General features: G+C 72.9%; 23 protein-coding genes. 8 read left to right on the plus strand and 15 right to left on the minus strand.

Annotated elements, in window-relative coordinates; all coding sequences use genetic code 11:
- The 3 genes from JOF41_RS25700 (at nt 1) to JOF41_RS25710 (ending at nt 8,182) form a co-directional block, all read left to right on the plus strand.
- Nucleotides 1–3,786 carry an ABC transporter ATP-binding protein gene (locus tag JOF41_RS25700; protein WP_372448495.1) on the plus strand — a complete coding sequence of 1,262 codons (3,786 nt, stop codon included), beginning with the start codon at nt 1–3 and terminating at the stop codon, nt 3,784–3,786.
- A gap of 454 nt (nt 3,787–4,240) precedes the next feature.
- Nucleotides 4,241–7,993: a multifunctional oxoglutarate decarboxylase/oxoglutarate dehydrogenase thiamine pyrophosphate-binding subunit/dihydrolipoyllysine-residue succinyltransferase subunit gene (locus tag JOF41_RS25705; RefSeq protein ID WP_209622605.1), complete on the plus strand. Its 3,753-nt coding sequence runs from the start codon at nt 4,241–4,243 to the stop codon at nt 7,991–7,993.
- 6 nt (nt 7,994–7,999) lie between these two features.
- Nucleotides 8,000–8,182: a DUF6104 family protein gene (locus tag JOF41_RS25710; RefSeq protein WP_189227356.1), complete on the plus strand. Its 183-nt coding sequence runs from the start codon at nt 8,000–8,002 to the stop codon at nt 8,180–8,182.
- Nucleotides 8,183–8,402: 220 nt separating this feature from the next.
- On the opposite strand, the gene JOF41_RS25715 is transcribed toward JOF41_RS25710, so the two are convergent.
- A complete protein-coding gene (locus tag JOF41_RS25715) occupies nt 8,403–9,335 on the minus strand; it encodes an NADP-dependent oxidoreductase (RefSeq protein ID WP_209622608.1) in 933 nt (310 codons plus the stop codon).
- Nucleotides 9,336–9,480: 145 nt separating this feature from the next.
- Here JOF41_RS25715 and JOF41_RS25720 point away from each other — a divergent pair, with 145 nt between their 5' ends.
- Nucleotides 9,481–10,326 (plus strand): helix-turn-helix transcriptional regulator, encoded by an 846-nt coding sequence (locus JOF41_RS25720; RefSeq protein WP_209622611.1) that lies wholly within the window; start codon nt 9,481–9,483, stop codon nt 10,324–10,326.
- 72 nt (nt 10,327–10,398) lie between these two features.
- Here the strand turns inward: JOF41_RS25720 and JOF41_RS25725 are convergent, their stop codons facing one another.
- From JOF41_RS25725 to JOF41_RS25785, 13 genes are all read right to left on the minus strand, one after another.
- Nucleotides 10,399–10,950: a PIN domain-containing protein gene (locus tag JOF41_RS25725; RefSeq protein ID WP_209622614.1), complete on the minus strand. Its 552-nt coding sequence runs from the start codon at nt 10,948–10,950 to the stop codon at nt 10,399–10,401.
- 3 nt (nt 10,951–10,953) lie between these two features.
- Nucleotides 10,954–11,460: an excisionase family DNA-binding protein gene (locus tag JOF41_RS25730; RefSeq protein ID WP_244989698.1), complete on the minus strand. Its 507-nt coding sequence runs from the start codon at nt 11,458–11,460 to the stop codon at nt 10,954–10,956.
- A 66-nt stretch (nt 11,461–11,526) separates the two neighbouring features.
- On the minus strand, nt 11,527–12,519 hold the full coding sequence (locus JOF41_RS25735) for an aldo/keto reductase (RefSeq protein WP_209622617.1): 993 nt from the start codon (nt 12,517–12,519) through the stop codon (nt 11,527–11,529).
- 88 nt (nt 12,520–12,607) lie between these two features.
- Entirely contained in the window at nt 12,608–13,291 is a 684-nt protein-coding gene (locus tag JOF41_RS25740; RefSeq protein WP_189225541.1) for a response regulator, read from the minus strand.
- A complete protein-coding gene (locus tag JOF41_RS25745) occupies nt 13,288–14,400 on the minus strand; it encodes a sensor histidine kinase (protein ID WP_209622620.1) in 1,113 nt (370 codons plus the stop codon). Before JOF41_RS25745 ends, JOF41_RS25740 begins: the two co-directional genes overlap by 4 nt.
- 11 nt (nt 14,401–14,411) lie before the next feature.
- Nucleotides 14,412–14,984 carry a hypothetical protein gene (locus JOF41_RS25750; protein WP_209622622.1) on the minus strand — a complete coding sequence of 191 codons (573 nt, stop codon included), beginning with the start codon at nt 14,982–14,984 and terminating at the stop codon, nt 14,412–14,414.
- Nucleotides 14,985–15,066: 82 nt separating this feature from the next.
- Complete coding sequence (locus tag JOF41_RS25755) at nt 15,067–17,349, minus strand: ATP-binding protein (RefSeq protein WP_307867533.1); 2,283 nt, start codon at nt 17,347–17,349, stop codon at nt 15,067–15,069.
- A gap of 81 nt (nt 17,350–17,430) precedes the next feature.
- Complete coding sequence (locus JOF41_RS25760) at nt 17,431–18,033, minus strand: DUF6879 family protein (RefSeq protein WP_189225544.1); 603 nt, start codon at nt 18,031–18,033, stop codon at nt 17,431–17,433.
- The gene (locus tag JOF41_RS25765) at nt 18,030–18,329 is read right to left on the minus strand and encodes a hypothetical protein (RefSeq protein WP_307867534.1); all 300 of its coding nucleotides are present in this window, start codon (nt 18,327–18,329) and stop codon (nt 18,030–18,032) included. Before JOF41_RS25765 ends, JOF41_RS25760 begins: the two co-directional genes overlap by 4 nt.
- A 189-nt stretch (nt 18,330–18,518) precedes the next feature.
- The gene (locus JOF41_RS25770; RefSeq protein WP_307867535.1) at nt 18,519–20,813 is read right to left on the minus strand and encodes an ATP-binding protein; all 2,295 of its coding nucleotides are present in this window, start codon (nt 20,811–20,813) and stop codon (nt 18,519–18,521) included.
- 68 nt (nt 20,814–20,881) lie between these two features.
- Entirely contained in the window at nt 20,882–21,472 is a 591-nt protein-coding gene (locus JOF41_RS25775; protein ID WP_189225545.1) for a DUF6879 family protein, read from the minus strand.
- A complete protein-coding gene (locus tag JOF41_RS25780; RefSeq protein ID WP_189225546.1) occupies nt 21,472–21,735 on the minus strand; it encodes a hypothetical protein in 264 nt (87 codons plus the stop codon). Before JOF41_RS25780 ends, JOF41_RS25775 begins: the two co-directional genes overlap by 1 nt.
- 233 nt (nt 21,736–21,968) lie before the next feature.
- Nucleotides 21,969–22,472, minus strand: a complete 504-nt coding sequence (locus JOF41_RS25785) for a GNAT family N-acetyltransferase (RefSeq protein WP_209622625.1) — start codon at nt 22,470–22,472, stop codon at nt 21,969–21,971.
- Nucleotides 22,473–22,739: 267 nt separating this feature from the next.
- On the opposite strand from JOF41_RS25785, the gene JOF41_RS25790 reads away from it, so the two are divergent.
- The 3 genes from JOF41_RS25790 (at nt 22,740) to JOF41_RS25800 (ending at nt 24,134) form a co-directional block, all read left to right on the plus strand.
- Nucleotides 22,740–22,940, plus strand: coding sequence for a hypothetical protein (locus JOF41_RS25790; protein ID WP_209622628.1), 201 nt, complete (start codon nt 22,740–22,742; stop codon nt 22,938–22,940).
- Between the two features lie 70 nt (nt 22,941–23,010).
- Nucleotides 23,011–23,760 (plus strand): uroporphyrinogen-III synthase, encoded by a 750-nt coding sequence (locus JOF41_RS25795; protein WP_209622630.1) that lies wholly within the window; start codon nt 23,011–23,013, stop codon nt 23,758–23,760.
- Between the two features lie 212 nt (nt 23,761–23,972).
- Nucleotides 23,973–24,134 (plus strand): hypothetical protein, encoded by a 162-nt coding sequence (locus JOF41_RS25800; RefSeq protein ID WP_209622633.1) that lies wholly within the window; start codon nt 23,973–23,975, stop codon nt 24,132–24,134.
- Here the strand turns inward: JOF41_RS25800 and JOF41_RS38810 are convergent.
- Nucleotides 24,119–24,640: an SMODS-associated NUDIX domain-containing protein gene (locus JOF41_RS38810; RefSeq protein WP_504739841.1), complete on the minus strand. Its 522-nt coding sequence runs from the start codon at nt 24,638–24,640 to the stop codon at nt 24,119–24,121. The genes JOF41_RS25800 and JOF41_RS38810 overlap by 16 nt on opposite strands.
- Nucleotides 24,641–24,924: 284 nt before the next feature.
- Between JOF41_RS38810 and JOF41_RS25805 the strand changes: the two genes are divergently transcribed.
- Nucleotides 24,925–25,875: a hypothetical protein gene (locus tag JOF41_RS25805; RefSeq protein WP_209622636.1), complete on the plus strand. Its 951-nt coding sequence runs from the start codon at nt 24,925–24,927 to the stop codon at nt 25,873–25,875.
- Nucleotides 25,876–25,877 lie beyond the last annotated feature (2 nt).

The following is a 25,877-nucleotide window of genomic DNA, read 5'->3' on the forward strand; positions in this document are numbered from 1 at the left end:
GTGAGGACCACCGAGAGCTGGATTCGCCGACTGGCCACCGCGTGCTGGGAGCACCGCAGGCTGGTGGTGTGGTCCGTGCTGGCCGCGGTGGTCGGGGTCGGCCTGCAGGCGGTCGGCCCGCTGCTGGTCAAGGTCGCGGTGGACGACGCGGTGGCGGGCCGCACCGACCGGCTGGCCTGGCTGGCCGCCGTGCTGGTCGGGTTGGAGCTGCTGACCTTCGGCACCGCGTTCGTGCGGCGCTACCTGGGCGGGCGGCTGGCCGTGGACGTGCAGCACGACCTGCGCCGGGCGGTGTTCGGCGCGGTGCAGCGGCTGGACGGGCAGAAGCAGGACGCGCTGCGCACCGGGCAGGTGGTGTCCCGGTCGATCACCGACCTGCAGCTGGTGCAGAGCCTGCTGTCGATGACCCCGCTGGCGTTCGGCACGGTGGTGTTCGCGCTGGCCGCGCTGGTGGCCATGTGCTGGCTGTCCCCGCTGCTGACGCTGGTCGCGCTGGTGGTCATCCCGGCGGTCGGGGTGGTCGCCGCGCGCAGCAGGCTGACGCTGTTCCCGGCCACGTGGTCGGCGCAGCAGCGCGCCGCCGACGTGGCGCAGCACGTCGAGGAGACCGTCACCGGCGTGCGCGTGGTCAAGGGCTTCGGCCAGGAGGCGCGCGAGGTCGCCCGGCTGGAGGAGCGGGCGACCTCGCTGTTCGCGGAGCGGATGCGGGCGGCCCGGCTGGCCGCCCGGCCGACCGCGACGCTGACCGCGCTGCCGTACGTGGGCCAGGTGGGGGTGCTGGCGCTGGGCGGGTGGCTGGCGCTGCGCGGCCAGGTGTCGCTGGGCACGTTCCTGGCCTTCGCGGGCTACGTGGCCAACCTGGTCGGCCCGACCCGGCTGCTGGCCAGCCTGATGGTGACCGCCCAGCTGGCCCGCGCGGGCGTGGAGCGGGTCTACGAGCTGATCGACTCGCAGCCCGACGTGGTGGACCGGCCGGGCGCGGTCGACGTGCCCGAGGGCCCGGTCGGCGTGGAGCTGGACGGGGTGTCGTTCGGCTACGCGCGCAGCGAGCCGGTGCTGTCCGGGGTGTCGCTGCGGGTCGCGCCGGGCGAGACGCTGGCCGTGGTGGGCACGGCGGGGTCGGGCAAGTCGACGGTGTCGCTGCTGCTGCCCCGGTTCTACGACGTGCACGCGGGCGCGGTGCGGGTCGGCGGGGTCGACGTGCGGGAGCTGCGGCTGGCGTCGCTGCGGCGGACCGTCGGGGTGGTGTTCGAAGAGGCCTTCCTGTTCTCCGACACGGTGCGCGCCAACATCGCCTACGGCCGCCCGGACGCGACCGACGAGCAGGTGGAGGCGGCGGCGCGGGCGGCCGAGGCGCACGGCTTCATCTCCGCGCTGCCCGACGGCTACGACACCGTGGTGGGCGAGCGCGGGCTGACCCTGTCCGGCGGCCAGCGGCAGCGGGTGGCGCTGGCGCGGGCGCTGCTGTCCGACCCGAGGGTGCTGGTGCTCGACGACGCCACCTCCGCGGTGGACAACGCCACCGAGGCGGCCATCCACCGCACCCTGGCCGCGGTCACCGCCACCCGCACCACGCTGCTGATCGCGCACCGCCGCTCGTCGCTGGCGCTGGCCGACCGGATCGCCGTGCTGGACGCGGGCCGGGTGGTCGACGTGGGCACCGACGAGGAGCTGCGGGCGCGCTGCCCGCTGTACCGGGAGCTGCTGGCCGGACCGGGCGAGGCGATCGAGCAGGTCGACCCGCGCGGGCAGGACCGGCTGGAACCGGGTCCTGACGGCGTGACGCCCGCGCTGTGGCCGGACACCGAGGAGGACGAGCTGGTCGTCCGGGCGGCCAACCGCGCCCCCGGGTCGGCGGGCGCGTCGCGCGGGGCAGGCGGCGGGCGCGCCACCTCCGCGCTGGTGGGCGGCACACCGCCGACGCCGGAGCTGGTGGAGCGGGTGCGCGCCCTGCCGCCCGCGCTGGAGACCCCCTCGCTGCCCGGCGAGGATCCCAGGGCCCCCGATCCGGGGTTCCGGCTGCGCACCCTGCTGCGGCCGGTGCGGTGGGCGATGCTCGCCGTGGGCGGGCTGCTGCTGGTCGACACCGCGCTGGCGGTGGCGCTGCCGAGCCTGATCCGGGTGGGCGTGGACCGGGGCGTGGGTGGCGGCTCGGCCACCGCGCTGTGGGTGGTCGCCGCGATCGGGCTGGCGCTGGTCGGCATGGGCTGGTGGTCGGCCGCCGCGGGCGCGGTGCTGACCTCGCGGGTCGGCGAGCGCCTGCTGTACCTGCTGCGCGTGCGCAGCTACGCGCACCTGCAACGGCTGGGCCTGGACTACTACGAGCGCGAGATGGCCGGGCGGATCATGACCCGGATGACCACCGACGTGGACGCGCTGTCCAGTTTTCTGCAGACCGGGCTGACCACGTTCGCCATCAGCGTGCTGACCGTGCTCGGCATCGCGGTGGCGCTGGTGGCCACCGACCCGGAGCTGGCGCTGGTGGCGCTGGCCGTGGTGCCGGTGCTGGCGGTGGCCACGGTGATCTTCCAGCGGCTGTCGTCGGTGGCGTACGCGGAGGCGCGGGAGCGGGTCAGCGCGGTCAACGCCGACCTGCAGGAGAACGTGTCGGGCCTGCGGGTGTCCCAGGCCTACACCCGCGAGGAGCGCTCGGCCGAGGCGTTCGCCGCGCGCAGCGACGCCTACCGCCGGGCGCGCATCCGGGCGCAGCGCTACATCGCGACGTACTTCCCGTTCCTGGCGCTGCTGTCCGGGGTGGCGCAGGCGGCGGTGCTGGTGGTGGGCGCGTACCGGGTGGCGTCGGGCGACCTGTCACCGGGCGTGCTGCTGGCGTTCGTGCTGTACCTGGGGCTGTTCTTCGCGCCGCTGTTCCAGCTGTCCGGGGTGTTCGACGGCTACCAGCAGGCGCGGGTGGGCCTGCGCCGCATCGGCGACCTGCTGCGCACCCCCACCACGGTGCCGCCGTCGCCGCGGCCGGTGCCGGTGGCGCGGCTGCGCGGCGAGGTGGAGCTGCGCGACGTCACGTTCAGCTATCCCGGCACCTCGACCACGGCGGTGTCCGGGGTGAACCTGCGGGTGCGCCCCGGCGAGACCGTGGCGCTGGTCGGCGAGACGGGCGCGGGCAAGTCCACGCTGGTCAAGCTGGTGGCGCGGTTCTACGACGTGACCGGCGGGCAGGTGCTGGTGGACGGGGTGGACGTCCGCGACTACGAGCTGTCGCAGTTCCGGGCCCGCCTGGGCGTGGTGCCGCAGGAGGCGCACCTGTTCGGCGGGGACGTGGCGGAGAACGTCGCCTACGGCAGGCCGGAGGCCACGCGCGCGGAGATCGAGCGCGCGGTGCGCGCGGTGGGGGCGCTGCCCGCCGTCGCGTCGCTGCCCTCGGCGTTCCGCCAGCAGGTGGGCGAGCGGGGCCAGTCGCTGTCGGCGGGGCAGCGCCAGCTGGTCGCGCTGGCCCGCGCCGAGCTGGTCGACCCCGACCTGCTGCTGCTCGACGAGGCCACGGCGGCGCTCGACCCGGCCACCGAGTCGGCCGTGCTGGCGGCGGGCGACCACCTCGCGGGCGCGCGCACCACGTTCGTCGTCGCGCACCGCCTGGCCACCGCCGCCCGCGCCGACCGCATCGTCGTGCTGGCCGGGGGCCGGATCGTCGAGGAGGGCACCCACGAGGCCCTGCTGGCCGCCGACGGCCACTACGCCCGCCTCTGGCACCAGGGCACCGCCACCCCCGCTTCCACCACCGCTTCCACCACCGCCGCCCCCCACCTCACCCCCGCCGCAGGCGACTGACCGCACCGGCAAGTACTACCCGACCCGCGCCCAAGGGCCGGTAACTACTACCCGGCACCCCGGAGGCTCGGTTCGCGGTGCCGGAACGCTCGGTTCGCGGTGCGAGAAGGCGTGACTCGCGGTGGGCGGGGTGGGGGTCGCACCGGCGGGTGGTGGGCCATGTGGGTTACCCCGAGTGGCTGCTCAGCCCTACGGGCGTCACCCGTCCAGGTCGTGTCGAGACGCCTACCAAGACCTCACACGCGGGCCGGTAGATCTGGTCGGGACACCCCGTCACGGCCTCAACCTCAAGGGTTGCTCAAGTGAGCCTAACGCGGGCGGCGTCCGTATCGATCCTGTGAGAGAGCACTCGGTGCGCAGGCCCGCCTGTGTGTGAACTGCACCAGACGGGGGACTAGCCTGACCATGAGTGAGTCAACACCAAGAGCGAGATGGATAGAGGCGAGCGCCAGCCGTGTCCAGCAGCAGCCCTGCTTCACAGTTCGGCCCCAACGAGTGGTTGGTCGAGGAGATGTACGAGCAGTTCCTCGCCGACCCGTCATCCGTAGACCCCGCGTGGCACGACTTCTTCGCCGACTACAAGTCGACGCAGCGCAGCAACGGGGGCACGGCGGCGGCGCAGGCGGAGAACGGCCAGAGCTCCAAGGCGACCCCGTCGGCCGCACCGGCAGCGCAGTCCACCACCGCCACGAAGGCCCCCGCGCCCAAGCCTGCCGCCCAGTCCTCGGCCGCCCAGTCCTCGGCCGCGCAGTCCTCGGCCGCGCCCGCCAAGCCCGCCGCCAAGGCCGCCCCCGCGGCGAAGGCCGCGCCCGCCGCGAAGCCCGCGCCCGCCCAGGCCGCGAAGGCCACGCCGGTGCAGCCGCCCGCCGGTGAGGAGCAGAAGCAGCTGCGCGGCGCGGCCGCCGCCATCGCCAAGAACATGGAGCTGTCGCTGACGGTTCCCACCGCGACCAGCGTGCGCGCGGTCCCGGCGAAGCTGCTGGCCGACAACCGCATCGTGATCAACAACCACCTCAAGCGCACCCGCGGTGGGAAGGTCTCCTTCACCCACCTGATCGGGTACGCGGTGGTCCGGGCGCTCCAGGCGTTCCCGAACATGAACCGGCACTACGCCGAGATCAACGGCAAGCCGCACGTGGTCACCCCGGAGCACGTCAACTTCGGCCTGGCCATCGACCTGCCCGGCAAGGACGGCAGCCGCTCGCTGGTCGTCGCCTCGATCAAGGGCTGCGAGAACATGACGTTCACGCAGTTCTGGCAGGCCTACGAGGACCTGATCCGCAAGGCCCGCTCGGGCTCGCTGACCTCGGAGGACTTCTCCGGCACCACGATCTCGCTGACCAACCCCGGCACCATCGGCACCAACCACTCGGTGCCCAGGCTGACCGCCGGGCAGGGCGCGATCATCGGCGTCGGCGCGATGGAGTACCCGGCGCACTTCCAGGGCACCAGCGAGCAGGCGCTGACCGACATGGGCGTCAGCAAGATCATCACGCTGACCTCCACCTACGACCACCGGATCATCCAGGGCGCGGAGTCCGGCGAGTTCCTGCGCCGCATCCACCAGCTGCTGCTGGGCGAGGACGGCTTCTACGACGACGTGTTCACGTCGCTGCGGCTGCCCTACGAGCCGATCCGCTGGGTCGCCGACATCCCCGAGGGCGCGGTCGACAAGACCGCCCGCGTCATCGAGCTGATCGACGCCTTCCGCACCCGCGGTCACCTGATGGCCGACACCGACCCGCTGAACTACCGCCAGCGCAGCCACCGGGACCTGGACGTGCTCTCGCACGGCCTGACCCTGTGGGACCTGGACCGCGAGTTCCCGGTCGGCGGCTTCGCGGGCCAGGAGCGGATGAAGCTGCGCGACATCCTGGGCGTGCTGCGCAACTCCTACTGCCGCACGGTCGGCGTGGAGTACATGCACATCCTCGACCCGGAGGAGCGCCTCTGGATCCAGGAGCGCGTCGAGGTCCCGCACGAGAAGCCCCCGGCCACCGTGCAGAAGTACATCCTGTCCAAGCTCAACGCGGCCGAGGCGTTCGAGACCTTCCTGCAGACCAAGTACGTCGGCCAGAAGCGGTTCTCGCTGGAGGGCGGCGAGACGGTCATCCCGCTGCTGGACGCGGTGCTGGACAAGGCCGCCGAGCACGAGCTGGACGAGGTCGTCATCGGCATGCCGCACCGCGGCAGGCTCAACGTGCTGGCCAACATCGTGGGCAAGCCGATCTCGCAGATCTTCCGCGAGTTCGAGGGCAACCTCGACCCCGGCCAGGCGCACGGCTCCGGCGACGTGAAGTACCACCTGGGCGCCGAGGGCAAGTACTTCCGGATGTTCGGCGACGGCGAGACCAAGGTGTCGCTGACCGCGAACCCGTCGCACCTGGAGGCGGTGGACCCGGTCCTGGAGGGCATCGTCCGCGCCAAGCAGGACATGCTCGACAAGGGCCAGGAGGGCTTCACCGTCCTGCCGGTCGCGCTGCACGGCGACGCCGCGTTCGCGGGCCAGGGCGTGGTCGCCGAGACGCTGAACCTGGCGCTGGTGCGCGGCTACCGCACCGGCGGCACGGTGCACGTCATCGTCAACAACCAGGTCGGCTTCACCACCGCGCCGGAGAACTCGCGGTCGTCGAAGTACTCCACCGACGTGGCGAAGATGATCGGCGCGCCGGTGTTCCACGTCAACGGCGACGACCCGGAGGCGTGCTACTGGGTGGCCAAGCTGGCGGTGGACTACCGGCAGGCGTTCCACAAGGACGTCGTGATCGACATGGTCTGCTACCGCCGCCGCGGCCACAACGAGGGCGACGACCCCTCGATGACGCAGCCCGCCATGTACGACGTGATCGACACCAAGCGCTCGGTGCGCAAGACCTACACCGAGGCGCTGATCGGTCGCGGCGACATCTCCGTCGAGGAGGCGGAGAAGGCGCTGCAGGACTTCTCCAGCCAGTTGGAGCACGTCTTCAACGAGGTCCGCGAGCTGGAGAAGCACCCGATCAAGCCGAGCCAGCCGGTCGAGGCCGAGCAGCAGATCCCGGCCAAGGTGCCCACCGGCATCGACCGCGCCACCATCGAGAAGATCGCCGACGCGCACGTCAACCTGCCCGAGGGCTTCACCCCGCACCCGAGGGTCAAGCCGGTGCTGGAGCGGCGCGCGAAGATGGCCCGCGAGGGCGGCATCGACTGGGCGTTCGGCGAGCTGCTGGCGTTCGGCTCGCTGGTGCTGGAGGGCCGCACGGTCCGCCTGGCGGGCCAGGACTCGCGGCGCGGCACGTTCGTGCAGCGGCACGCCACGCTGGTGGACCGCAAGAAGAGCGACGAGTACACCCCGCTGCAGAACCTGTCCGACGAGCAGGGCAAGTTCATGGTGTACGACTCGGTGCTGTCGGAGTTCGCAGCGCTGGGCTTCGAGTACGGCTACTCGGTGGCCAACCCGGACGCGCTGGTGCTGTGGGAGGCGCAGTTCGGCGACTTCGTCAACGGCGCGCAGCCGATCATCGACGAGTTCATCTCCTCCGGCGAGGCGAAGTGGGGCCAGGTCTCCGACGTGGTCCTGCTGCTGCCGCACGGCCACGAGGGCCAGGGCCCGGACCACACCTCCGGCCGCATCGAGCGGTTCCTCCAGCTGTGCGCGGAGGGCTCGATGACCATCGCGGTGCCGTCGACCCCGGCGAACTACTTCCACCTGCTGCGCCGCCACGCCCTGGACGGGGTGAACCGGCCGCTGGTGGTGTTCACGCCCAAGTCGATGCTGCGCCTGAAGGCCGCGACCAGCCCGGTCGAGGACTTCATCGAGGAGCGCTTCAAGTCGGTGATCGACGACCCGAGCGGCGTCGACCCGCAGGCGGTGAAGCGGGTCCTGCTGTGCAGCGGCAAGATCTACTACGAGCTGGCCGCCGAGCAGGAGAAGCGGGGTGTCAAGGACACCGCCGTGGTGCGGGTGGAGCAGCTGTACCCGGTGCCCGCGCGGAAGCTGACCGCGGCGCTGGAGCGCTACCCGAACGCCACCGAGGTCCGCTGGGTCCAGGAGGAGCCCGCGAACCAGGGCGCCTGGCCGTTCTACGGCCTGGCCCTGCCGGACCTGCTGCCCTCGCACCTGCGCCTGCAGCGCGTGTCGCGGCGGCCGATGGCCGCGCCGTCGGCGGGTTCGTCGAAGGTGCACGAGGTGGAGCAGCGCGAGATCATCGCGAAGGCGTTCGAGTAGGCCGCCGTGTACTTCACCGACCGGGGCATCGAGGAGCTGGAGTCCAGGCGGGGTGACGAGGAGGTCACCCTGGCCTGGTTGGCCGACAAGCTGCGGACGTTCGTGGACGCGAACCCGGAGTTCGAGACGGCGGTCGAGCGCCTGGCCACCTACCTGGCGCGCGACGACGAGGACGACCCCGAGGACTGACCCTCGCGACGTTGAGCCCGACTGAGCACGGCTGAGCACGACGGAAGGGGCACCCGCCACCCAGGCAGGTGCCCCTTCCCGCGTCTGCAAGTACTACCCGACGCCCGCGCCGGGGCCGGTGACTACTACCCGAGGGCGCGGTCCGCGACGCGAACGCGGAACTCGCGGTACCCGAGCGTTCGACTCGCGGTACCCGAGCGTTCGACTCGCGGGGTGCGGGTCAGGGCACGAGGACGAGGCGTCCGCGCAGGCCGCCCGCGGCGAGGCGTTCGTGCGCCTCGGCGGCCCGCTCCAGGGGCAGGGTGTCGGCGACGCGCAGGGTGAGCATCCCGGCGCCCGCCAGCGCGGACAGCTCCCACAGGCGCTTGCCGTCGGTGTGGTAGGCCAGGTCGACGGTGCGGACGGCCCGCCGCGCGAACGGGCTGGAGTTGAGCAGGGACACGTAGCCGCCGCCGTGGGCGACCGCGTCCAGCGCGGCCGTTCCGACGTTGGCGGCGTCGATCACGCCGTCCACCCCGCCGGGCACCAGCGCCCGGACGCGCGCGGTGAGGTCGTCGTCCCGGTCGACGAACGACTCGGCCCCGAATGACCGGACCAGCGGCTCATCGGCGGCACCGGCCTGGGCGAGCACGCGCAGGCCGCGCAGCCGGGCCAGCTCGGTGGCGAACCCGCCGACCGCCCCCGCCGCACCGGTGACCAGCAGCCGCTGCCCGCGCCGCAGGCCGAGGGCGTCGAGCGCCTGGTCGGCGGTCGTGGCGTTGAGCGGCAGGGTGGCGGCCTCGACGGCGGTGGCGCCCGCCGGGGCGGGGGCCAGCGCCCACTCCTCCAGCACCGCGTACTCGGCGTAGGCGCCCAGGGGCAGGTCCAGCCGCTCCTGCAGCCCGATCACCGCCTGACCGACGGCGAACCGGTCCACCCCCTCGCCCAGCGCGTCGACGGTGCCCGCGACGTCGCAGCCGACGCCGTGCCGGGCGCGGCCGACCGCCGCGCCGTACTGGACGTTGAGGCCCGTACGGATCAGCACGTCGGCGAAGTTGACGGCGGCGGCCCCGACCTTGATCCGCACCTCGCCGGGACCGGGGTGCGGGAGGGTGGTCTCGACGACCTCCAGGACCTCCGGTCCCCCGTACCGCCGAACGACGACCGCGCGCATGTGACCTCCTCGGTTGGCGGCGGGGTGGAGTCCCCGCCCGCCGGCGGCAGCTTCCGGCCGCCGCGCGGCACCGGGGAAGGGACGTCGCGACCGTGGGTCCGGCAGAACCAGGTTGGGCGTGGCCGGGACGGGCAGACTCGGTGGCATGGCTGATCCGCGCATCGCCGAGTTCCTGCGCAACCGGCGCTCCCGCGTGACGCCCGCGCAGGCCGGGCTGCCCGACGGGCTGACCCGCCGCCGGGTGCCGGGCCTGCGCCGCGAGGAGGTCGCCCAGCTGGCGGGCGTGAGCGTCGACTACTACACGCGGTTGGAGCAGGGGCGGGGCAAGCACGTGTCCGACGCGGTGCTCGACGCGATCGCCACCGTGCTCCGGCTCAGCCACGTCGAGCGGCAGCACCTGTGGAACCTGGCCAGGCCCCGCGCCACCGCGGGACCGCCCCCGGCGCGGGCGGTCCCGCCCGGCGTGCGGCGGATGCTGGAGCTGATGCCCGACGCCCCGGCCCTGGTCCTGGGCAGGCGGATGCGGGTGCTCGCCTGGAACCCGGCCGCGCAGGCGGTGTTCGACGTCGAGTCGATGCGGGAGCTGGGCTACAACGCCGCCCGGCACGCCTTCCTCGCACCTCGGGCGGCGGAGCTGCACGTCAACCGGGAGGAGGTCGCCGCCGCGATCTGCGCGCAGCTGCGGCTGGAGTCGGGCCGCCACCCCGACGACCCGGACCTGGCCGCGCTGATCGGCGAGCTGGCCATCCGCAGCGGGACCTTCCGCCGCCTGTGGGCGGCCAACGACGTCCGGCAGAAGGACTCCGGCACCACCGTGGTGGCCCACCCGGTCGTCGGACGCCTGGAGTTCGGCTACGAGACGCTGGCCCTGCCCGGCGCGGGGGACCAGTACCTCACCGCCTACACCTACCCCGCCGGGTCGGCCACCGCGCAGCGGCTCCAGCTGCTGCTGAGCTGGACCAGCGAACCCGCCCCGGTCGGCACCGCCTGAGCAGCGGGTCGGCCCGCACGGCCCAGTACATCGATCATCTCCGTCATGAGCCGCCCGCGGCTCCCTTCGGAGTCACCCCAGGCGCAGGGACGCCGCCGACTCGATCAGACCGGAGCGTTCCAGCTGCGCGAGCACATCATCGATGGTTTCCGGCGGGTTGACCCGCTCGTCAACGATTTGCTGCACGCAGGCGTAAACCACGCGGTCCTCGATCCCGATCAGGTCGAGGACGAACTCGTCGGGGCTCTTGGCTTCGATGTCCCACCGTGCGAGGTAGTCGGCCGGGAAATCGGCCAAGTTCGACGTCACGATCACCTGAGCACCCGCTCGGATGGCCGCGGCAAGTACGTGCCGGTCATCAGGGTCCGGCAGCTCCAAGCCCTGGATCAGGGATTCGTAACCCTCCACTAGGCAATCCGCCACCGATGCGTTGATCAATTGGCGGAGTCTGCGTCGCTTTTCCTCCGGAACACCACGCTTGTCCGCCAGCGCGCGGTCGAGTTCATCGAGGATTCGATCGGTCCACTTCGCTTGGACCAGCCGAGCACGGGCCACGCGGATGAGGAGGTTCCGGACGGTGTTGCCGTACAGGGCGCAGGCGTCGTATACGACGACGAAGGCCATCGATCAGTCCGTTCCCAACTCCTGGTCGAGGCGGGTCAGCTCGTCCACCGCCTGCTTGCGCTTGAGGTCGTCCCGCCGCATGTAGTCCATCAAGGCGTCGAACCGGACCCTCCGATGCCTGCCGACGAGCCGGTACTCGATCTCACCGCGTTCCAGCAGTCCGATCAGGTAAGGCCGGGAAACGTTGAGCAGCTCTGCGGCCTGCTGGGTCGTTAGCTCCGCGTTGACCGGCATGATCTGAACACCTTGGCCGTTTGCCATCGCGGCGAGGATGTAGGCGAACAGCTCGACGGCTTGGCGTGGCACCACCAGCGCTTCACCGGGTCGTCCCTCGACGAGGATCTCCAGTTCCTCGCGATCGGTGTCGGCCGACGCCAGGTAGTCCTTCACCCGGCGAAAGGCGCGTCCTGCGATCTCCGCGTCAACCACCCCTGGCGCCACCTTGGCGGCGTCTGCCTTGGTCGTCATCCCACTCACCCCCAAACGCATTATCCGCAACAGACGCAGCATGCGCAACACAGTCCGGCGACGTGACCGGGGTGGGGCACCCGCGCGCACGGGTGCCCCGCCGACCGCCTACCAGGCGTAAGCCTCCGGGGCGGGCTTGGCGCCGTTGGGCGCCGGGGCCGGGAACAGCTCGTCCAGCTTCCCCAGCACCTCCGCGTCCAGGGTGATCTCCGCCGCCCGCAGCGACCCGTCCAGCTGCTCCGCCGTGCGCGGCCCGATGATCGGGGCGGTCACGCCCTCCTGGTGCAGCAGCCAGGCCAGCCCGACGTTGGCCGGGTCTTCGCCCAGGTCCGCGCACAGCTTCTCGTACGCCTCGATGGACTCGCGGTGCTTCTCCAGCGCTTCGGCCGAGCGGCCGGAGTTGCTGCGCGACGCGCCGCCCTCGCGCTGCTTGCGCAGCACGCCGCCGAGCAGGCCGCCGTTGAGCGGCGACCACGGGATGACGCCGACGCCGTAGTGCCGGGCGGCGGGCAGCACCTCCAGCTCCACCCAGCGGTTGAGCAGGTTGTAGATGGACTGCTCGCTGACCAGCCCGAGGAAGTGCCGGGCGCGGGCGGCCTCCTGGGCCTGGGCGAGGTGCCAGCCCGCGAAGTTCGACGAGCCGAAGTAGAGCACCTTGCCCTGCTGGCGCAGGACGCTGAACGCCTCCCAGATCTCGTCCCACGGCGTGGAGCGGTCCACGTGGTGCATCTGGTAGAGGTCGATGTGGTCGGTCTGCAACCGCTTGAGCGAGGCGTCGCACGCGCGGCGGATGTTCAGCGCCGACAGGAACGTCTCGTTGGGCCAGTCGCCCATGCTGCCGTAGAGCTTGGTGGCGATCACGGTCTTCTCGCGCCGCCCGCCGCCGGTGGCGAACCACCGGCCGATGATCTGCTCGGTGATCCCCTCCCCCTTCTGCCAGCCGTAGACGTTGGCGGTGTCGAAGAAGTTGATGCCGTGCTCGTGCGCCCGGTCCATGATCGCGTGGCTGTCGGACTCGGAGGTCTCCGGGCCGAAGTTCATGGTGCCGAGGCACAGCCGCGACACGGACAGGCCGGACCGGCCGAGGTGCGTGTACTCCATGCTCCCAGCCTGCCCCCGTCCGGCCGATCCGGCCACGTGGAGCGGCTCCAGCCGACCGGGAGGGATTCCGCAGGACCGGTCTCCCCTCTCACTCGGTCGGGTGTCCCCCGAGCTGTGCTTGCCCCCGCCTCGGCACCGCGAGGCCGGACTCGTAGGCGGCGATCACCGCCTGCACCCGGTCGCGCAGTCCAAGCTTGCTCAGCACGTTGCTCACGTGCGTCTTCACCGTGTGCTCGCTGACCGTCATGGCCTCGGCGATCTCGGCGTTGGACAGCCCGCGCGCGATCAGCGCCAGCGTCTCCCGCTCGCGCGCGGTCAGCGCGGGCAGGAGGTCGGTGTCGTGCCCGGCGCCGTGGTCCGGGGTGGTGAAGCGGGCGATCAGCTTGCGGGTGACCGAGGGCGCCAGCAGCGCCTCCCCCTCGGCGACGACGCGCACGGCGTGCACGAGGTCGTCGCGGCGGACGTCCTTGAGCAGGAACCCGCTGGCCCCCGCCCGCAGCGCCTCGTAGACGTAGTCGTCCACGTCGAACGTGGTCAGCATGAGCACCTTCGTCGTGCCGCTGACCGCGCGGGCCGCCTCGATGCCGTCCACGCCGGGCATCCGGATGTCCAGCAGCACCACGTCCGGCCGGTGCTCGCGCACCGCGGCGACGGCCGCCGCGCCGTCGCCGGCCTCGGCCACCACCTCGATGTCCGGTTGGGCGTCGAGGATCATGGCGAACCCGGCGCGCACCAGCTCCTGGTCGTCGGCGACCACCACTCGGATCGTCATGCGGGCAGCTCCACCAGCACCCGGAACCCCCGCCGGTCAGGCCTCGGTCCGAGGACCGCGCTGCCCCCGCAGGCCACCGCGCGCTCGCGGATGCCGATCAGGCCGCGCCCGGCTCCCCGCGCCCCGGAGCCCCGCGTCCCGGAGCCCCGTGCCCTGGCTCCCCGCGCCGCCGCGCCCGGTCCGTCGTCGACGATGCTGATCACGAGCGAATCCTCCCGCCAGTCGAAGTGGACGTCGGCGCGGGCCGGTGCCGCGTGCTTGACGACGTTGGTCAGCGCTTCCTGGGTGATGCGGTAGGCGGCGACCGCCACGTCCGGGCGCAGCGGCACCGGGTCGCCGGTGGTGGTGCGCCGCACGTCCACGCCCGCGCCGCGGACCTGCTCGACCAGCGCGGCCAGGTCGTCGATGGTCGGCTGCGGGGCGCGCGGCCCGTCGTCCTCCTTGAGCACGGCCAGGATGCCCCGCAGCTGCACCATCGCGTCCCGCCCGGCGGCGGCGATGGCGTCGAACGCGGCCTCCGCGCGGGCGGGGTCGGCGTGCAGCACCACCGGTCCCGCTTCGGCCTGCACGACCATGACGCTGACCGCGTGGGACAGGATGTCGTGCATGTCGCGGGCGATCCTGGCCCGCTCGCGCTCGGCGGCCCGCTCGGCCTCCAGCTCGCGCTCGCGCTCCAGCCGGGCGGCGCGCTCCTCGGCCGCGGCGGTGGCACGGCCCAGCGCGTAGGCCGCGCCCAGCAGCGTCACCGCGCGCAACGCGGTCTCCGACGAGCCGACCGCCAGCAGCACGCCGCCGACGGACACCGCGAAGGCGGCGATCCTGGCCCGCGCGGACGAGCGGGCGGCCACCGCGTGCATCGCCACGATCCCGCCGTACCAGACGGGCTGGTCGGGGACCTTGCCGACGAAGTCGTAGAGCGAGGTGGCGACCAGGCTGGCGATCAGCGCGATGACCGGGAAGCGCCGCCGCCACACCACCGGGACGGCCGAGGCCACCACGACCGCGCACCCCCACCAGGAGTAGGTGAAGCCCCTGGCGAAGAACGGCCAGAGCTGCACCGCCGCCACCAGCACGGCCAACCCGGCGTCCAGGCGGTACTTGGTGGGCATGGGGGAGATCATCACACCAGGACCGGCCGGCGGGCCGCGCGGCGGGCCAGCGGTGCGAAGGAGACCAGCAGCAGGACCGCGCCGACCGGGATGAGGTCCTTGTCGATCAGCGGCATGACCAGGTCGGCGAGCACCAGCACGGGCATCCACGCCTTGACCACGCGGTGCGCGGCGAGCTGCACGACCAGGGCGAGCTGCCCCACGTAGAACAGGTAGGGGCCGAAGTCGTAGATCACCGGCCGGACGCCCGGCCATGACCGCACCTCGCGGGAGATCGCGACCAGCTCGGCGTGGTCGTCGGCCAGCAAGCCCGCCACCACGTCCACGGCGAACTGCCCGAACAGCGCGAGCGCGCCGAGTGTGGCGACGGCGGCCGTGGCCCTGGCCGGCGCGCTGGGACCGATCATCTCCCGCATCTGGTGGAAGATCCCGACGAACAGCACGAGCGCGGCGAGGAAGGCCAGGTGGCCGATGGTCCAGGCGGGGCCGGGCCCGCGCACGCCGTCGAAGCCGTCGACGATCCGGATGACGCCGTAGGCCAGGACGAGCAGCGGGGCCGCGATGAAGGCGGTGCGTGGGTTCATGCCGGCAATCCTGCGGATTCCGGCGGTCTTTGTGATCGCCCGTGCCGGCGGTTTCGCGTCTCCCCCTTGAGAGGGAGAGCGGTCACGCGGGCGACCCGATCCGCCGCCTCAGCTCCCGCGCCGCCGGGTCGTCGAAGTCGGCGAGCAGCTCGCGCGCCTCGGACAGCGCCGCCGCGCCCCTGTCGCCGCCCGCGGTCAGACCGAGGTTGACCAGGGCCCGCGCGAGCGGCCACCGGTTGCCCAGCACGCGCAGGGCCGCCACCGCCATCGCGTGGAACCGCGCCGCGTCCTCGGGCCTGCCCAGCTGCGCGTACGCCTCGCCCGTGGCGTCGATCGCGAGGGCTTCCCGCTCCAGGTCGCCGAGCCCGCGCTGCATGGCGGCGGCCCGCCGGCAGCACTCCAGCGCCTGCTCCGGACGTCCCGACGCCGCTTCCACGCGGCCGAGTTCGACCAGCCAGTACGCCTCCGCGACCGCGTGCCGCTCCTCGCGGGCGATGCGCAGCGCGGCCCCGATGGCTTCGGACGCCTCGGCCAGGCGGCCCCGCTCGCGCAGGACCCGGCTCAGGCCGTGCAGCGCGTTGCCCTCGCGCACGCGCTCGCCGGTGGCGCGGAAGACCTCCAGAGCACCTCGGAGCAGCTCCTCCGCCGCCTCCAGCTCGCCCAGCAGGCAGCGCGCGCTCGCGGTGTTGCAGGCCAGGACGCCGAGCCAGTACTCGCCGCCCTGCTCCACGGCGATGGCCCGCGCCCGCTCGAACGCGGCCAGCGCCTCGGCCAGCCGGTGGCCGCGCAGGAACGCCAACCCCAGCGCGTTGGCGGAGGCGAGCTGACCGGTGCGGTCCCCGATCCCCTCGCGGATGGCCAGCGCGGCGCGGTGCAGCTCCACCCCGGCGGCCAGCTCGCCCCGCTGCACGCGCGCCGTGCCCAGGCTCTCCAGCACAGCCGCCTCACCGGCCCGGTCGCCGGACCCGCGCGCAGCGCGCAGCGCGATCTCCCCGGTGGCCAGCCAGTCGTCGAACCAGTTGGTCCCGGCGTAGCACGCCGCCAGCACGGCGGGCAGCAGCCAGGCCAGGTCGTCCATCCCGGCCTGCTCGGCGGCGCGGGTCGCGGCGACCAGGTTGCCCCGCTCCTCCTCCAGCCACCGCACCGCCTCGGCTCGGGAGGTGAACGCCAGCGGCGCGACGCCGTCCGCCCTCGGCGGCTCCGGCACCCGCCTGGACGGGCTGACCAGCAGCGACACCGCCCGCGCCGTGTGCGCGTACCACAGCAGCAGCCGCCGCACGGCCGCCGCGGCGCTGGCCGGGGTCTCCTCGCGGTGGGCCTGGTCGGTGGCGTAGGCCCGCAGCAGGTCGTGGAACTGGAAGTGGGTGGAGTCGACCTGCTCGACCAGGTGCGCGCACACCAGGTCGTCCAGCAGCCTGCGCACCGGCCGCACGTCGGCCCCGGCCAGCGCCGCGGCGGCCTCGACGCCGAACTCGGCGCCGGGGTGCAGGCCCAGCAGCCGGAACAGCCTGCTCGCCGCCGCCGACAGCGCCCGGTAGGACCAGGCGAAGACGGTGCGCACCGCCTCGGAGTCGTCGCCGCCCGCCGGGGTGAGCGCGTCCCACAGCGTCGACTCGTCCCGCAGGTCCTCGATCAGCTCGCGCAGCGGGGTGTGCGGGCGGCTGCCCGCCCGCTCCGCCGCCACCCGCAGCGCCAGCGGCAGCCGCGCGCACAGCCGGGCCAGTTCGGCGAGCTGCTCCGGGGTGTCGGGCGGGCGGTAGCCCGCGGTGACCCCGCGCAGCAGCTCCACCGCCTGCTCCTCGGTCAGCACGCCGAGGCCGAACCGGTGCGCCCCGTCGCGGGCCACCAGGCCCGCCAGGTGGCTGCGGCTGGTGATCAGCACCAGGCAGCCCGCGGTGCCCGGCAGCAGCGGGCGGACCTGGGCCACGGTGGCGGCGTTGTCCAGCACCACCAGCACCCGCCTGCCCGCCAGCAGCGTGCGGTACGCCGCCGCCCTGGGCTCCAGGTCGGCCGGGACGGCCTCCGGCGGCACCCGCATCGCGCGCAGGAAGTGCTCCAGGGCCTGCGACGGGGTCACCGGCGGTCCTGGGTCGTAGCCGCGCAGGTTGACGTGCAGCTGCCCGTCGGGGAAGTGCTCCGCGACGCGGTGCGCCCAGTGCAGGGCCAGGGCGGTCTTCCCGACCCCCGCCGTGCCGACCACGATGCAGACCGCGGGCGACTTCGGGTCGTGCCGCGCGGCCAGGAACTCGTCCAACCGGGCCAGCTCGTCCACGCGGTTGACGTAGCCGGGGACGTCGGCGGGCAGTTGCCTCGGCGGCACCCACTCCGCGCGCTCACGCCCGTGGAAGTGCACCCCGCCCAGCACGTCCCGCGCCTGGACGACGTCCTCGGCGGGGCCGGAGATCTCGTTGCGCCAACCCGGCTGCTCGGCGATGTCGGACCTCCGTCACGGCCGCAGACCCGCGAGACGGCGGTCGAAGTAGTCGACCAGCGGCTCGGCCGCCGCGTACAGCTCCTCGAAGACGCCCCGCCAGCCGAGCACCTGCTCGCGCTCGGTGGACCTGATCGCGCCGACCGGGACGCCGTCCCCGGTGTAGAGCACCTGGTAGGCCACGCGGTCGTCGAAGCCGACGACGTCGGGCAGCCGCTCCCGCCGCTCCCGGTCCGCGATCCGGTCGGCTTCCAGGACGCGGACGGGCTCGCCGAGCCCGCTGCGCTGGCGGAGCAGGTTCAGCTCCCACAGCACGTAGGGGGCCAGCGGCTGCTCCACCACGCGGACCCGGCGGCGGCGCGTGCCGCGCGCGGCGACCCGGTCGTGGTACTCGCGCTGCCTCGGCAGGTCCTCCCGGATCAGCTCCAGCGCGCGTTCCCACTCGCCCCGCGCGAAGGCGTCGTAACTGGCGCTGCCCCGCTCCACGAAGACCTGGGTGCGCTCGATCTTCCAGAACTCGGCCGCGCCGACCTCCCACAGCCCGCGGCGGAAATCGCGGCGGTAGTCGTCCAGCGAAAGCCTTTCGCCGCGCACCCCCGGCAGCGCCCCGCTCCTCATCGCGGGTCCACCTCCGGGCCCCGCACCAGGCCGCCCGGAATGACCACCAGCCGCTCGTCCGCGCCGACGCGCACGCCCTCCGGCAGCCGCGAGGCGTACTGCGCGGTGAGGTCGCGCCCGATCACCGCCACGTCGCCGTTGTCCAGCTCCCACACGTCGGGACACGTCTCGTCGTCGGCGCAGGGGGGACCGGTCCGGCCGGACACCGCTGCGCCCAGTCGGCGGCGAAAAGCCGCCGACGGGTCGGCCTGCCACCGCTCCGCCATTTCACCCCCGCGCCGCTCCCATTCCGCCACCAGGCTATCCACGCGCGGAGCCCCTTTGTCCGCACAAAGCGTGCTCCTCCGCCGCGGCGTCCCAAAGAATGAAGTTTCCACGGCAGTTTCCGCAGCCGAAGAGGCGAATTCTGGATGACCGGTATTTTCCTCACTCGGTCGGGCGACCCCCAAGCCGGGTATGCCGCTGTCCTGGCACCGCCAGGCCGGTCACGCGGGCGGCTCGATCCGCCGCCTCAGCTCCCGCGCCGCCGGGTCGTCGAAGTCGGCGAGCAGCTCCCGCGCCTCGGCCAGCGCGTCGGCGGCCCGCTCACCGTCCGCGACGGCGGCCAGGTTCACCAGCGCCCGCGCGAGCTGCCACCGGTTGCCCAGCCCGCGCAGCGCGGCCACCGCCATCGCGTGGAACCCCGCCGCGTCGTGCGGCCGGTCGAGCTGGGCGTACACCTCGCCCACCGCGTCGAACGCCAGCGCCTCCCGCTCCACGTCGCCGAGCCCGCGCTGGAGGGCGGCGGCGCGCTGGTGCGCCACCAGCGCCCGCTCCGGTCTGCCCGACGCCGCTTCCACGCGGCCGAGCTCCACCAGCCAGAACGCCTCCGCCACCAGGTGCCCGCCGTCGCGGGCGATGTCCACCGCGGCCCGGATGGCGTCGTGGGCCTCCGGCAGCCGCCCGAGGGCCCGGTGCACCTGGCTCAGGCCGTGCAGCGCGTCGCCCTCGCAGATGCGGTCGCCCAGCTCGCGGAACACCTTCAGCGCCCGCCGCAGCCACCGCTCCGCCTCCGCGAACCGCTCCAGCTCGGCCAGCGCCGCCGCGGTGTTGCCCGCCGAGATGCCGTCCCAGTACCGGTCGCCGGTCTCGACCGCGATGCCCCTGGCCCGCTCGAACGAGGCCAGCGCCTCGGCGGGCCGGTGCTCGCGCAGGAAGGCGAGGCCGATCGCGTTGGCCGAGGCCAGCACGCCCCGGCGGTCCCCCAGCTCCTGCCGGATGGCCAGCGCGGCGCGGTGCAGCCCGATCCCCTCGGCCAGCCTGCCGCGCTGCACCTCGGCCTTGCCCAGGCTCTCCAGCACCTGCGCCTCGCCGCCGCGGTCGCCGAGCCCGCGCACCGCGCGCAGCGCGATGCCCGCGCTGGTCAGCCAGTCGTCGAACCGGTTGGTCTCGGCGAAGTGCGTGCGCAGCACCGCGTGCAGCAGCCAGGCGGCCTCGTCCACGCCGTGCCGCTCGGCCGCGTGGATCACCGCGACCAGGTTCGCCCACTCCCGCTCCAGCCACGCGGCGGCCTGCTCCCGCGCGGGGAACGCCAGTGGCGTCACCCCGTCGGCGGGCGGCAGCCGGGGCGTCCTGTCGTGCGGGTGGACCGCGCGGGCCGCCGCGGCGGCGCTGTGCAGGTACCACAGCACCAGCCTGCGGACCGCCGCCGCCGCGCTGCCCGAGTCCTCCTCCCTGCGGACCTGGTCGACGGCGTAGGCGCGCAGCAGGTCGTGGAACCCGAAGCGGTCCGAGCTGACCCGCTCGACCAGGTGGACGCCCACCAGGTCGTCCAGCAGCCTGCCCGCCACCCTCGGCTCCACCCCGGCCAGCGCCGCCGCGGCCGCCGGGCCGAACTCCGCGCCGGGGTGCAGGCCCAGCAGCCGGAACAGCCTGCTCGCGGCGGCGGGCAGCGCGCGGTAGGACCAGGCGAAAACCGTGCGCACGGCGTCCGCGTCGTCGTCCCCGGAGGTCAGCGCGTCCCACAGCATCGACTCGTCGCGCAGCTCCTCGACCAGGTCCCGCAACGGTGTGTGCGGGCGGCTGCCCGCCCGCTCGGCGGCGATCCGCAGCGCCAGGGGCAGCCGCGCGCACAGCCGGGCCAGCTCGCGCAGCTCGTCGGGGTCGTCCGGCGGCCGGTACCCGTCGGTGACCCCGCGCAGCAGCTCGACGGCCTGCTCCTCGGTCAGCACGTCGAGGCTGAGCCGGTGCGCGCCGTCGCGGGCCACCAGGCCGGACAGGCGGTTGCGGCTGGTGATGACCACCAGGCAGCCCGCGGTGCCGGGCAGCAGCGGCCGCACCTGGGCGACGCCGGAGGCGTTGTCCAGCAGCACCAGCACGCGACGCCCGGCCAGCAGGGAGCGGTAGGCCGCGGCGCGCGGCTCCAGGCCGTCCGGGATCAGCTCGGGCGGCACCCGCAGCGCCCGCAGGAAGTCGTCCAGCGCCTGCAGCGGGGTCACCGGCGGGCCGGGGTCGTAGCCGTGCAGGTTCGCGTAGAGCTGGCCGTCGGGGAAGTCCGCCGCGATGCGGTGCGCCCAGTGCACGGCGAGGGAGGTCTTGCCGACCCCGGCGGTGCCCGTGACGATGCACGGGCTGACCGAGCGGGACTCGCGCTGCGCGGCCAGTATCCGGTCCAGGTGTTCGAGCTCCTCGGTGCGGTTGACGTAGCCCCGGACGTCGGCGGGCAGCTGCCGGGGAGGTGTCCACCGCGCCGGGCGCGGGCCGTGGAAGTGCACGCCGCCGATGACGTCGCGCGCTTGCACGACGTCATCGGCGGCGCCGGAGAGTTCGTTGCGCCAGTGCGGCTGCTCGGCTATCAGTCCACCACCGCCTACGGGCGCTCGCCCGCCACCCGGCGGTCGAAGTAGTCGGCCACCGGCTCGCCGTCGGCGTACAACCGCTCGAACACCCCGCGCCACGCCGCCACCTGCTCGTGGTCGCGGGCCGCGACCGCGCCCACGGCCGCGCCCTCGGGGGTGTAGAGGACCTGGTAGGCGACCCGCTCGTCGATGCCGACCACGTCCACGACCGGACGACCCGCCCGCGCGAGGCTGGTCGCGTCCACGACCCGGATGCGCTCACCCAGCTCGGCCCGCTGCCGCAGGGAGTGCAGCTCCCACAGCACGTAGCCGGCCAGCGGCTCCTCCACCACCCGCACGCGGCGGAGGGTCACGCCGTGCTCGGCGACCCGCCGCTGGTGCTCCCGCTGCTCGTCGCGGCGCCGCTCGATCAGCTCCAGGGCGCGCTCCCAGTCGCCCGCCGCGAAGGCGTCGTAACTGGGGTCGTCCTCTTCCACGAAGACCTGCGTCCGCTCGATCTTCCAGCAGTCGGCCGCGCCCACCGCCCAGAAGTAGCGGTCGAAGTCGTCGGAGTACTCGTCCAGCGAAAGCCGCTCACCGATGACCCCGGCCGCCTCACCCATCACGTGTCACCGGCTTTCGCGGCCCGGAACATAGCACCGGGAATGACCACCAGCCGTTCACCGATGCCGATGTTCACCCCATCAGGAAGATTCCCGGCGTAGCGCGTGGTGAGGTCGTGCCCGATCACCGCGACATCGCCGTTGTCCAGTTCCCAGATGTCCGGGCAGGTCTTGGTGTTGTTGCACCGCTCCCGCCCGCCCCCCGCGCCGACCAGCGGGCGACTGAAGATCGCCGAAGGATCTGCTTTCCACGAAAATTCCATGCCAACCCCCTGTGCGGTGCACGACATCCCATCCCAGGGTATTGCCGCTCATCGCGGACACCCCCCATGGAGTGCGGAGAAACGCCGTTTCACTCTCCCGTAGCAGAGGTTGACCCGATATTTCAGATAAATCCCCTCGCGATCACCCGCAGTGAGAGTCTTTTCGCCGCTGCGCCCCCGGTCCAGGGGCCGTCGAGGCGGTACCCGCGGTATCTTCCGCCACCCCCTGTAAATCAGGAGCGCCCCGGTCCCGGTTCCGGTTCCGGTTCCGCGATCAGCACCGCGTACCCGTCCCGGTCCTCCCGCCTGATCAGCCCGACGCGCTCGGCGACGCGGATCGCGGCGGCGTTCCACGGCCGGGTCTCCACCAGCACCGGCCAGTCCGGACGCGCCTCACGGGCCGCCGCGACGGCCTCCCGCGCCACTTCCGTCGCGATGCCCTTCCCCCAGTGGGCGGGTGACACCCGGTAGTAGAGGTTCCAGCAGCGGCGGCCGTGCCAGAGCTTGGGCTGCACGCCGCCGAAGCCCACGACCTCGCCGTGGAGCAGGACGGTCCAATAGCCGAGCTCCCCGCGCTCCCACACGTCGGTGAACGCGGAGAGATAGCGGGCGGAGACCACGGCATCCGGGGTCCGCTCCGGCCGCAGGGACGCTTCGAGCGCCACGAAGGCGTCCAGGTCGTCCACGCTCACGCGACGCAGGCGCAAGCGGGCGGTGGTCCGTTCCGCAGCGGGCACGGGGGAGAAGCTAGCGACAAGGCAGTGAAGTCAAGGGATGGGCGCGGCTGTCCAGCCGGTTGGCACGGGCAACGGAGTCCTTGCCAGAACGGTGCCGACCAAGAGCACCGCACAGTAAGAACTCCGTTGAACGTCCGGTCTGCCATCACCCGCACGATCGCTGTGGCCGGGAGCCGGTCAGACCAGGGTGCGGGACCTGCCGCCCCAGGTCGTGATCTACCTCCTGCTGGCCAGCCTGCCCGGGACACGGTGGCACGGTGGCACGGCATGCTGGTCCGCGCGATCGACGGCACCACTTTGACCGTGCCCGACACACCGGCCGTGCCGACCCGCCTGACCAAGCGGCGAGGCAACCACGGCGGCACCGGCTACCCACAGCTCCGCCTGGTGGCCTGCGGCACCCGCACCCTGATCGACGCGGTGTTCGGCCCCAGCACCACCGGCGAGACCACCTACGCGGCTGCTTGACGACATCGCGGATCACCAGCTGAGTCGGCAACCGAGACCTCGCCGCCGACGCTGGTGGCTCCCTGCAACGATGGCGGCCATGGTGAGCTTCCACGCGCGGTACGTGTCCGGTGATCCCGACGACGTATGGCGCGACCTGCGTGGTCTTGGCCTGCGGGTCTTCGACGCCCCGTACCGCGAGGACGCCGAGGCGGTGGCGCGCGAGTTCGCCGACCGCGCCCGCAGGAACGTCGAGACGCTCGTTGAGCGGCTGCAGGCGCGAGGCTTCCGTGCGCAGGAGAACGACGACGAGAGGACGCCGTGCCGCGCCCACGTTCCCCCGTCACCGGGCGCGCCCGCGCTGGCCGACTGGCTGGAGGTGACGTTCGCGCCGTTCCCGATGACGATCAGCGCGTGGATCCGGCAGGTGGGCGATGTGTGGCTCGTCGGGGAGTTGCCGGGTTGGCCGGCCAGCGTGCTCGCGGATCCGTTGGTGGTGCAGTTCGAGTGGGCTGAGCGGGGCGGCTCGCGCTCCTACTACGAGGCCGAGCACGCCGCGTACCTCAAGGACACCGCGCACCGGGACGCCGGCATCCCGTTCAAGCTCGACTACGCGCCCGACGAACTTCACAAGGCGAACATCAGCGGCGACGCGCCTTACGGCATCGACCTGCCCGGCCCCGGAATCGACGGCAAGGTGGGGCCCGCGATCTGGTTCGTCGACGATCTCAACACCGCGTTCGCCGCCGGCGGCTTTCCCGGTGCGCTGTGGGACGAGGGCTACCAGGAGCCGCCCGCCGGATTGCGTGAGTCGCTCGCCGCAGGACTGCTGCGGCTGTGAGGCCGCCAGACGGCTGACCGGTCAGACCCGGTTGACTCATTCGGTTTTTCGTCCGCGCGCACCGCAACTACCGCAGCCAGGACTGTCGGGCGGGTCGGTACTGGGGGCCGGGCGCCACCATCACCATCTCCACGCGCGAAATCCCGCACACGTGGGACTGGGCGGACCGTCTGGACCCCTTCGGCTGCCTGCGCCCGTTCCTGAGTCCCGCCTTGGAAGCCACCGCGGCGGAGCTGAAGGCCGTGGTCCAGTCGTTCAACCGTCGCACCACCTGGATCACTCCGGGGCACGCCGGGCCGGAGACGATCGAGGTCAACCGACTGTTCGACTCCACTATCACCGGTTCCAGCAAGTCCTTCTACCGCTGGTACTGACGCCCCGGCCGAGGATCTCGGCCAGCTCTTCCGCGACCTCCCCGGCAGGGCGTCTCCCGGCCGATGCCGGTTGCGCGCCAGGCGCGCGGCTCGAGCAGGTGCGCCGCAGGCAGCAGGCCCCGCAGGTCCGGTTCGCCGCGCTCCGGCTGGAACCCCAGCGACGTCAGCGACTGCTCGGATCGGCGGTGGTACTGGAGGCCACCACCGAGCGGTGCATACCCCCTGGTGGTGCTGACCAACACCGACCAGCGGTCATCTCCGGGAAGCGCCGCACCACTGCCACGGCCGGACCGATCAGCCGAACCGGTGATGGTGTCGTTTCGGCTGGGATGATCTTTATTCGCGCCAAGATCGGCGGTGGTCTGGATCACGGCTGCCGCAGCGAAGGTCGCCGTGCCGTGCTGGATCGAAGGGGTGCGAGCAGCACCACCCCGGTTTCGCGATCGGTGTCGACGGAGGCACCCTGGCACCGAACGCAGAAGTGGCGAACACCGAGATCGGTTCACGTGACGCGAGGCTGATCAGCAAGGCGTTCCCCAGCGCGGCCTGCGCCATGGCGGTGGAGGTGACGTCCACGTCGCGCGTTGACGTCGGGGTGTCCGACAACTCATCTCCGGAAGAGGCGCGCGAGGCGGCGACGGATATCGCCATCAGCGGCGCACGCCGAGGCTTGCGCCCACAAGCGCAGTCCTCATCGAAGAGAATTACGAATTTTGCGGACAAGAATTCACTGCAACGAGTGTCTTATGTCGCGCTATTATCGTTTCCCGCCGCCGAAGAGGTGCGAGCCATGCTGATCTCGGTTGACGCCCTGGTGTCGAACGTCGTCAAGATCACCCCGCAGCTGGCGGGCGCGATCAGGAATTTCCGCGCCGAGGTCACCTACTGCAAAGGCGCCATGGACGCGCTCACCATCGGCCACACGCACCTGCGGAAAACCGGGTACAGGCACCACTCCCTGCATCCCGCTTACACAACCGAGGACGCCGTCACCCACCCGGATCACCTCGCGGCCGCAGCGGCCGTCCTGCACGACCGGGTGCGCGCGGTGAGGTCGCGGAAACCCGCCGAGGAGTGCGCTTCGCTGGAGGTGGCCACGGGGGACAGCGTCCTGCTGGTCGGCGGGCCTGCTTGGGAAGGCGTCACCCGCGCGGTCTTCGGCTACGAGCAGGCGGGCCGGGGACTGGCCTGCAAGGGCCTCGGCGTGGAGCTGCCGTACCGGTGGCACGTCGACGCGGAGGCGATCCACGCCAAGGCGGTCCGCTTCGTGAAGACGCCGAAGGGGTTCCGCACCGAGGAGGAGCCGAATTGGGGCATCGTCGGGCCGCGCGGCAGGCGCTACTTCCCCACCGTCGGGCACGACGGTTTCCTGGTGACCGACTACCTGCTGCTCACCAAGCTGCCGAACTTCCTGGGTGAGGAGTCCTACGGCAGCGAGCAGGTCATCGTGAACTTCGGCGGGGCGCACGGCATCGGCCAGCGCGCCGCCGAGCTGCTGCTGTCCCGGCGGGACGTGGTGCGCAAGGTCGCCGAAGTGCTCGACATCGACGTGCACCGGGCCGCCACGTGGCCCGCCGCGTATCAGGCGCTGTTCCGGGTGGGCGACATCAGCCACGGGGTGGTGCGCGGGTCGCGGGCGAGGGACATCGTCCTCGTGGACGCCGTCCGCATCACCGAGTCGCCCGAGTGGTGGCACACCTGGGCGAACGGGGTGCACGCCTCGTTGCGGCGGTGGAGCTGACG

It is taken from the genome of Saccharothrix coeruleofusca (assembly GCF_017876325.1).
Classification (GTDB): Bacteria; Actinomycetota; Actinomycetes; order Mycobacteriales; family Pseudonocardiaceae; genus Actinosynnema; species Actinosynnema coeruleofuscum.

What these genes read in the sequence shown, in the direction of transcription:
- JOF41_RS25720 (WP_209622611.1), top strand. Translation starts at nt 9,481, where the DNA reads ATGGCTGATCCGCGCATCGCCGAGTTCCTGCGCAACCGGCGCTCCCGC.
- JOF41_RS25750 (WP_209622622.1), bottom strand. Translation starts at nt 14,984, where the DNA reads ATGAACCCACGCACCGCCTTCATCGCGGCCCCGCTGCTCGTCCTGGCC.
- JOF41_RS25805 (WP_209622636.1), top strand. Translation starts at nt 24,925, where the DNA reads ATGCTGATCTCGGTTGACGCCCTGGTGTCGAACGTCGTCAAGATCACC.
- JOF41_RS25775 (WP_189225545.1), bottom strand. Translation starts at nt 21,472, where the DNA reads ATGGGTGAGGCGGCCGGGGTCATCGGTGAGCGGCTTTCGCTGGACGAG.
- JOF41_RS25725 (WP_209622614.1), bottom strand. Translation starts at nt 10,950, where the DNA reads ATGGCCTTCGTCGTCGTATACGACGCCTGCGCCCTGTACGGCAACACC.
- JOF41_RS25760 (WP_189225544.1), bottom strand. Translation starts at nt 18,033, where the DNA reads ATGAGGAGCGGGGCGCTGCCGGGGGTGCGCGGCGAAAGGCTTTCGCTG.
- JOF41_RS25795 (WP_209622630.1), top strand. Translation starts at nt 23,011, where the DNA reads ATGGCGGCCATGGTGAGCTTCCACGCGCGGTACGTGTCCGGTGATCCC.
- JOF41_RS25745 (WP_209622620.1), bottom strand. Translation starts at nt 14,400, where the DNA reads ATGCCCACCAAGTACCGCCTGGACGCCGGGTTGGCCGTGCTGGTGGCG.
- JOF41_RS25715 (WP_209622608.1), bottom strand. Translation starts at nt 9,335, where the DNA reads ATGCGCGCGGTCGTCGTTCGGCGGTACGGGGGACCGGAGGTCCTGGAG.
- JOF41_RS25735 (WP_209622617.1), bottom strand. Translation starts at nt 12,519, where the DNA reads ATGGAGTACACGCACCTCGGCCGGTCCGGCCTGTCCGTGTCGCGGCTG.
- JOF41_RS25730 (WP_244989698.1), bottom strand. Translation starts at nt 11,460, where the DNA reads ATGCTGCGTCTGTTGCGGATAATGCGTTTGGGGGTGAGTGGGATGACG.
- JOF41_RS25790 (WP_209622628.1), top strand. Translation starts at nt 22,740, where the DNA reads ATGCTGGTCCGCGCGATCGACGGCACCACTTTGACCGTGCCCGACACA.
- JOF41_RS25740 (WP_189225541.1), bottom strand. Translation starts at nt 13,291, where the DNA reads ATGACGATCCGAGTGGTGGTCGCCGACGACCAGGAGCTGGTGCGCGCC.
- JOF41_RS25780 (WP_189225546.1), bottom strand. Translation starts at nt 21,735, where the DNA reads ATGGAATTTTCGTGGAAAGCAGATCCTTCGGCGATCTTCAGTCGCCCG.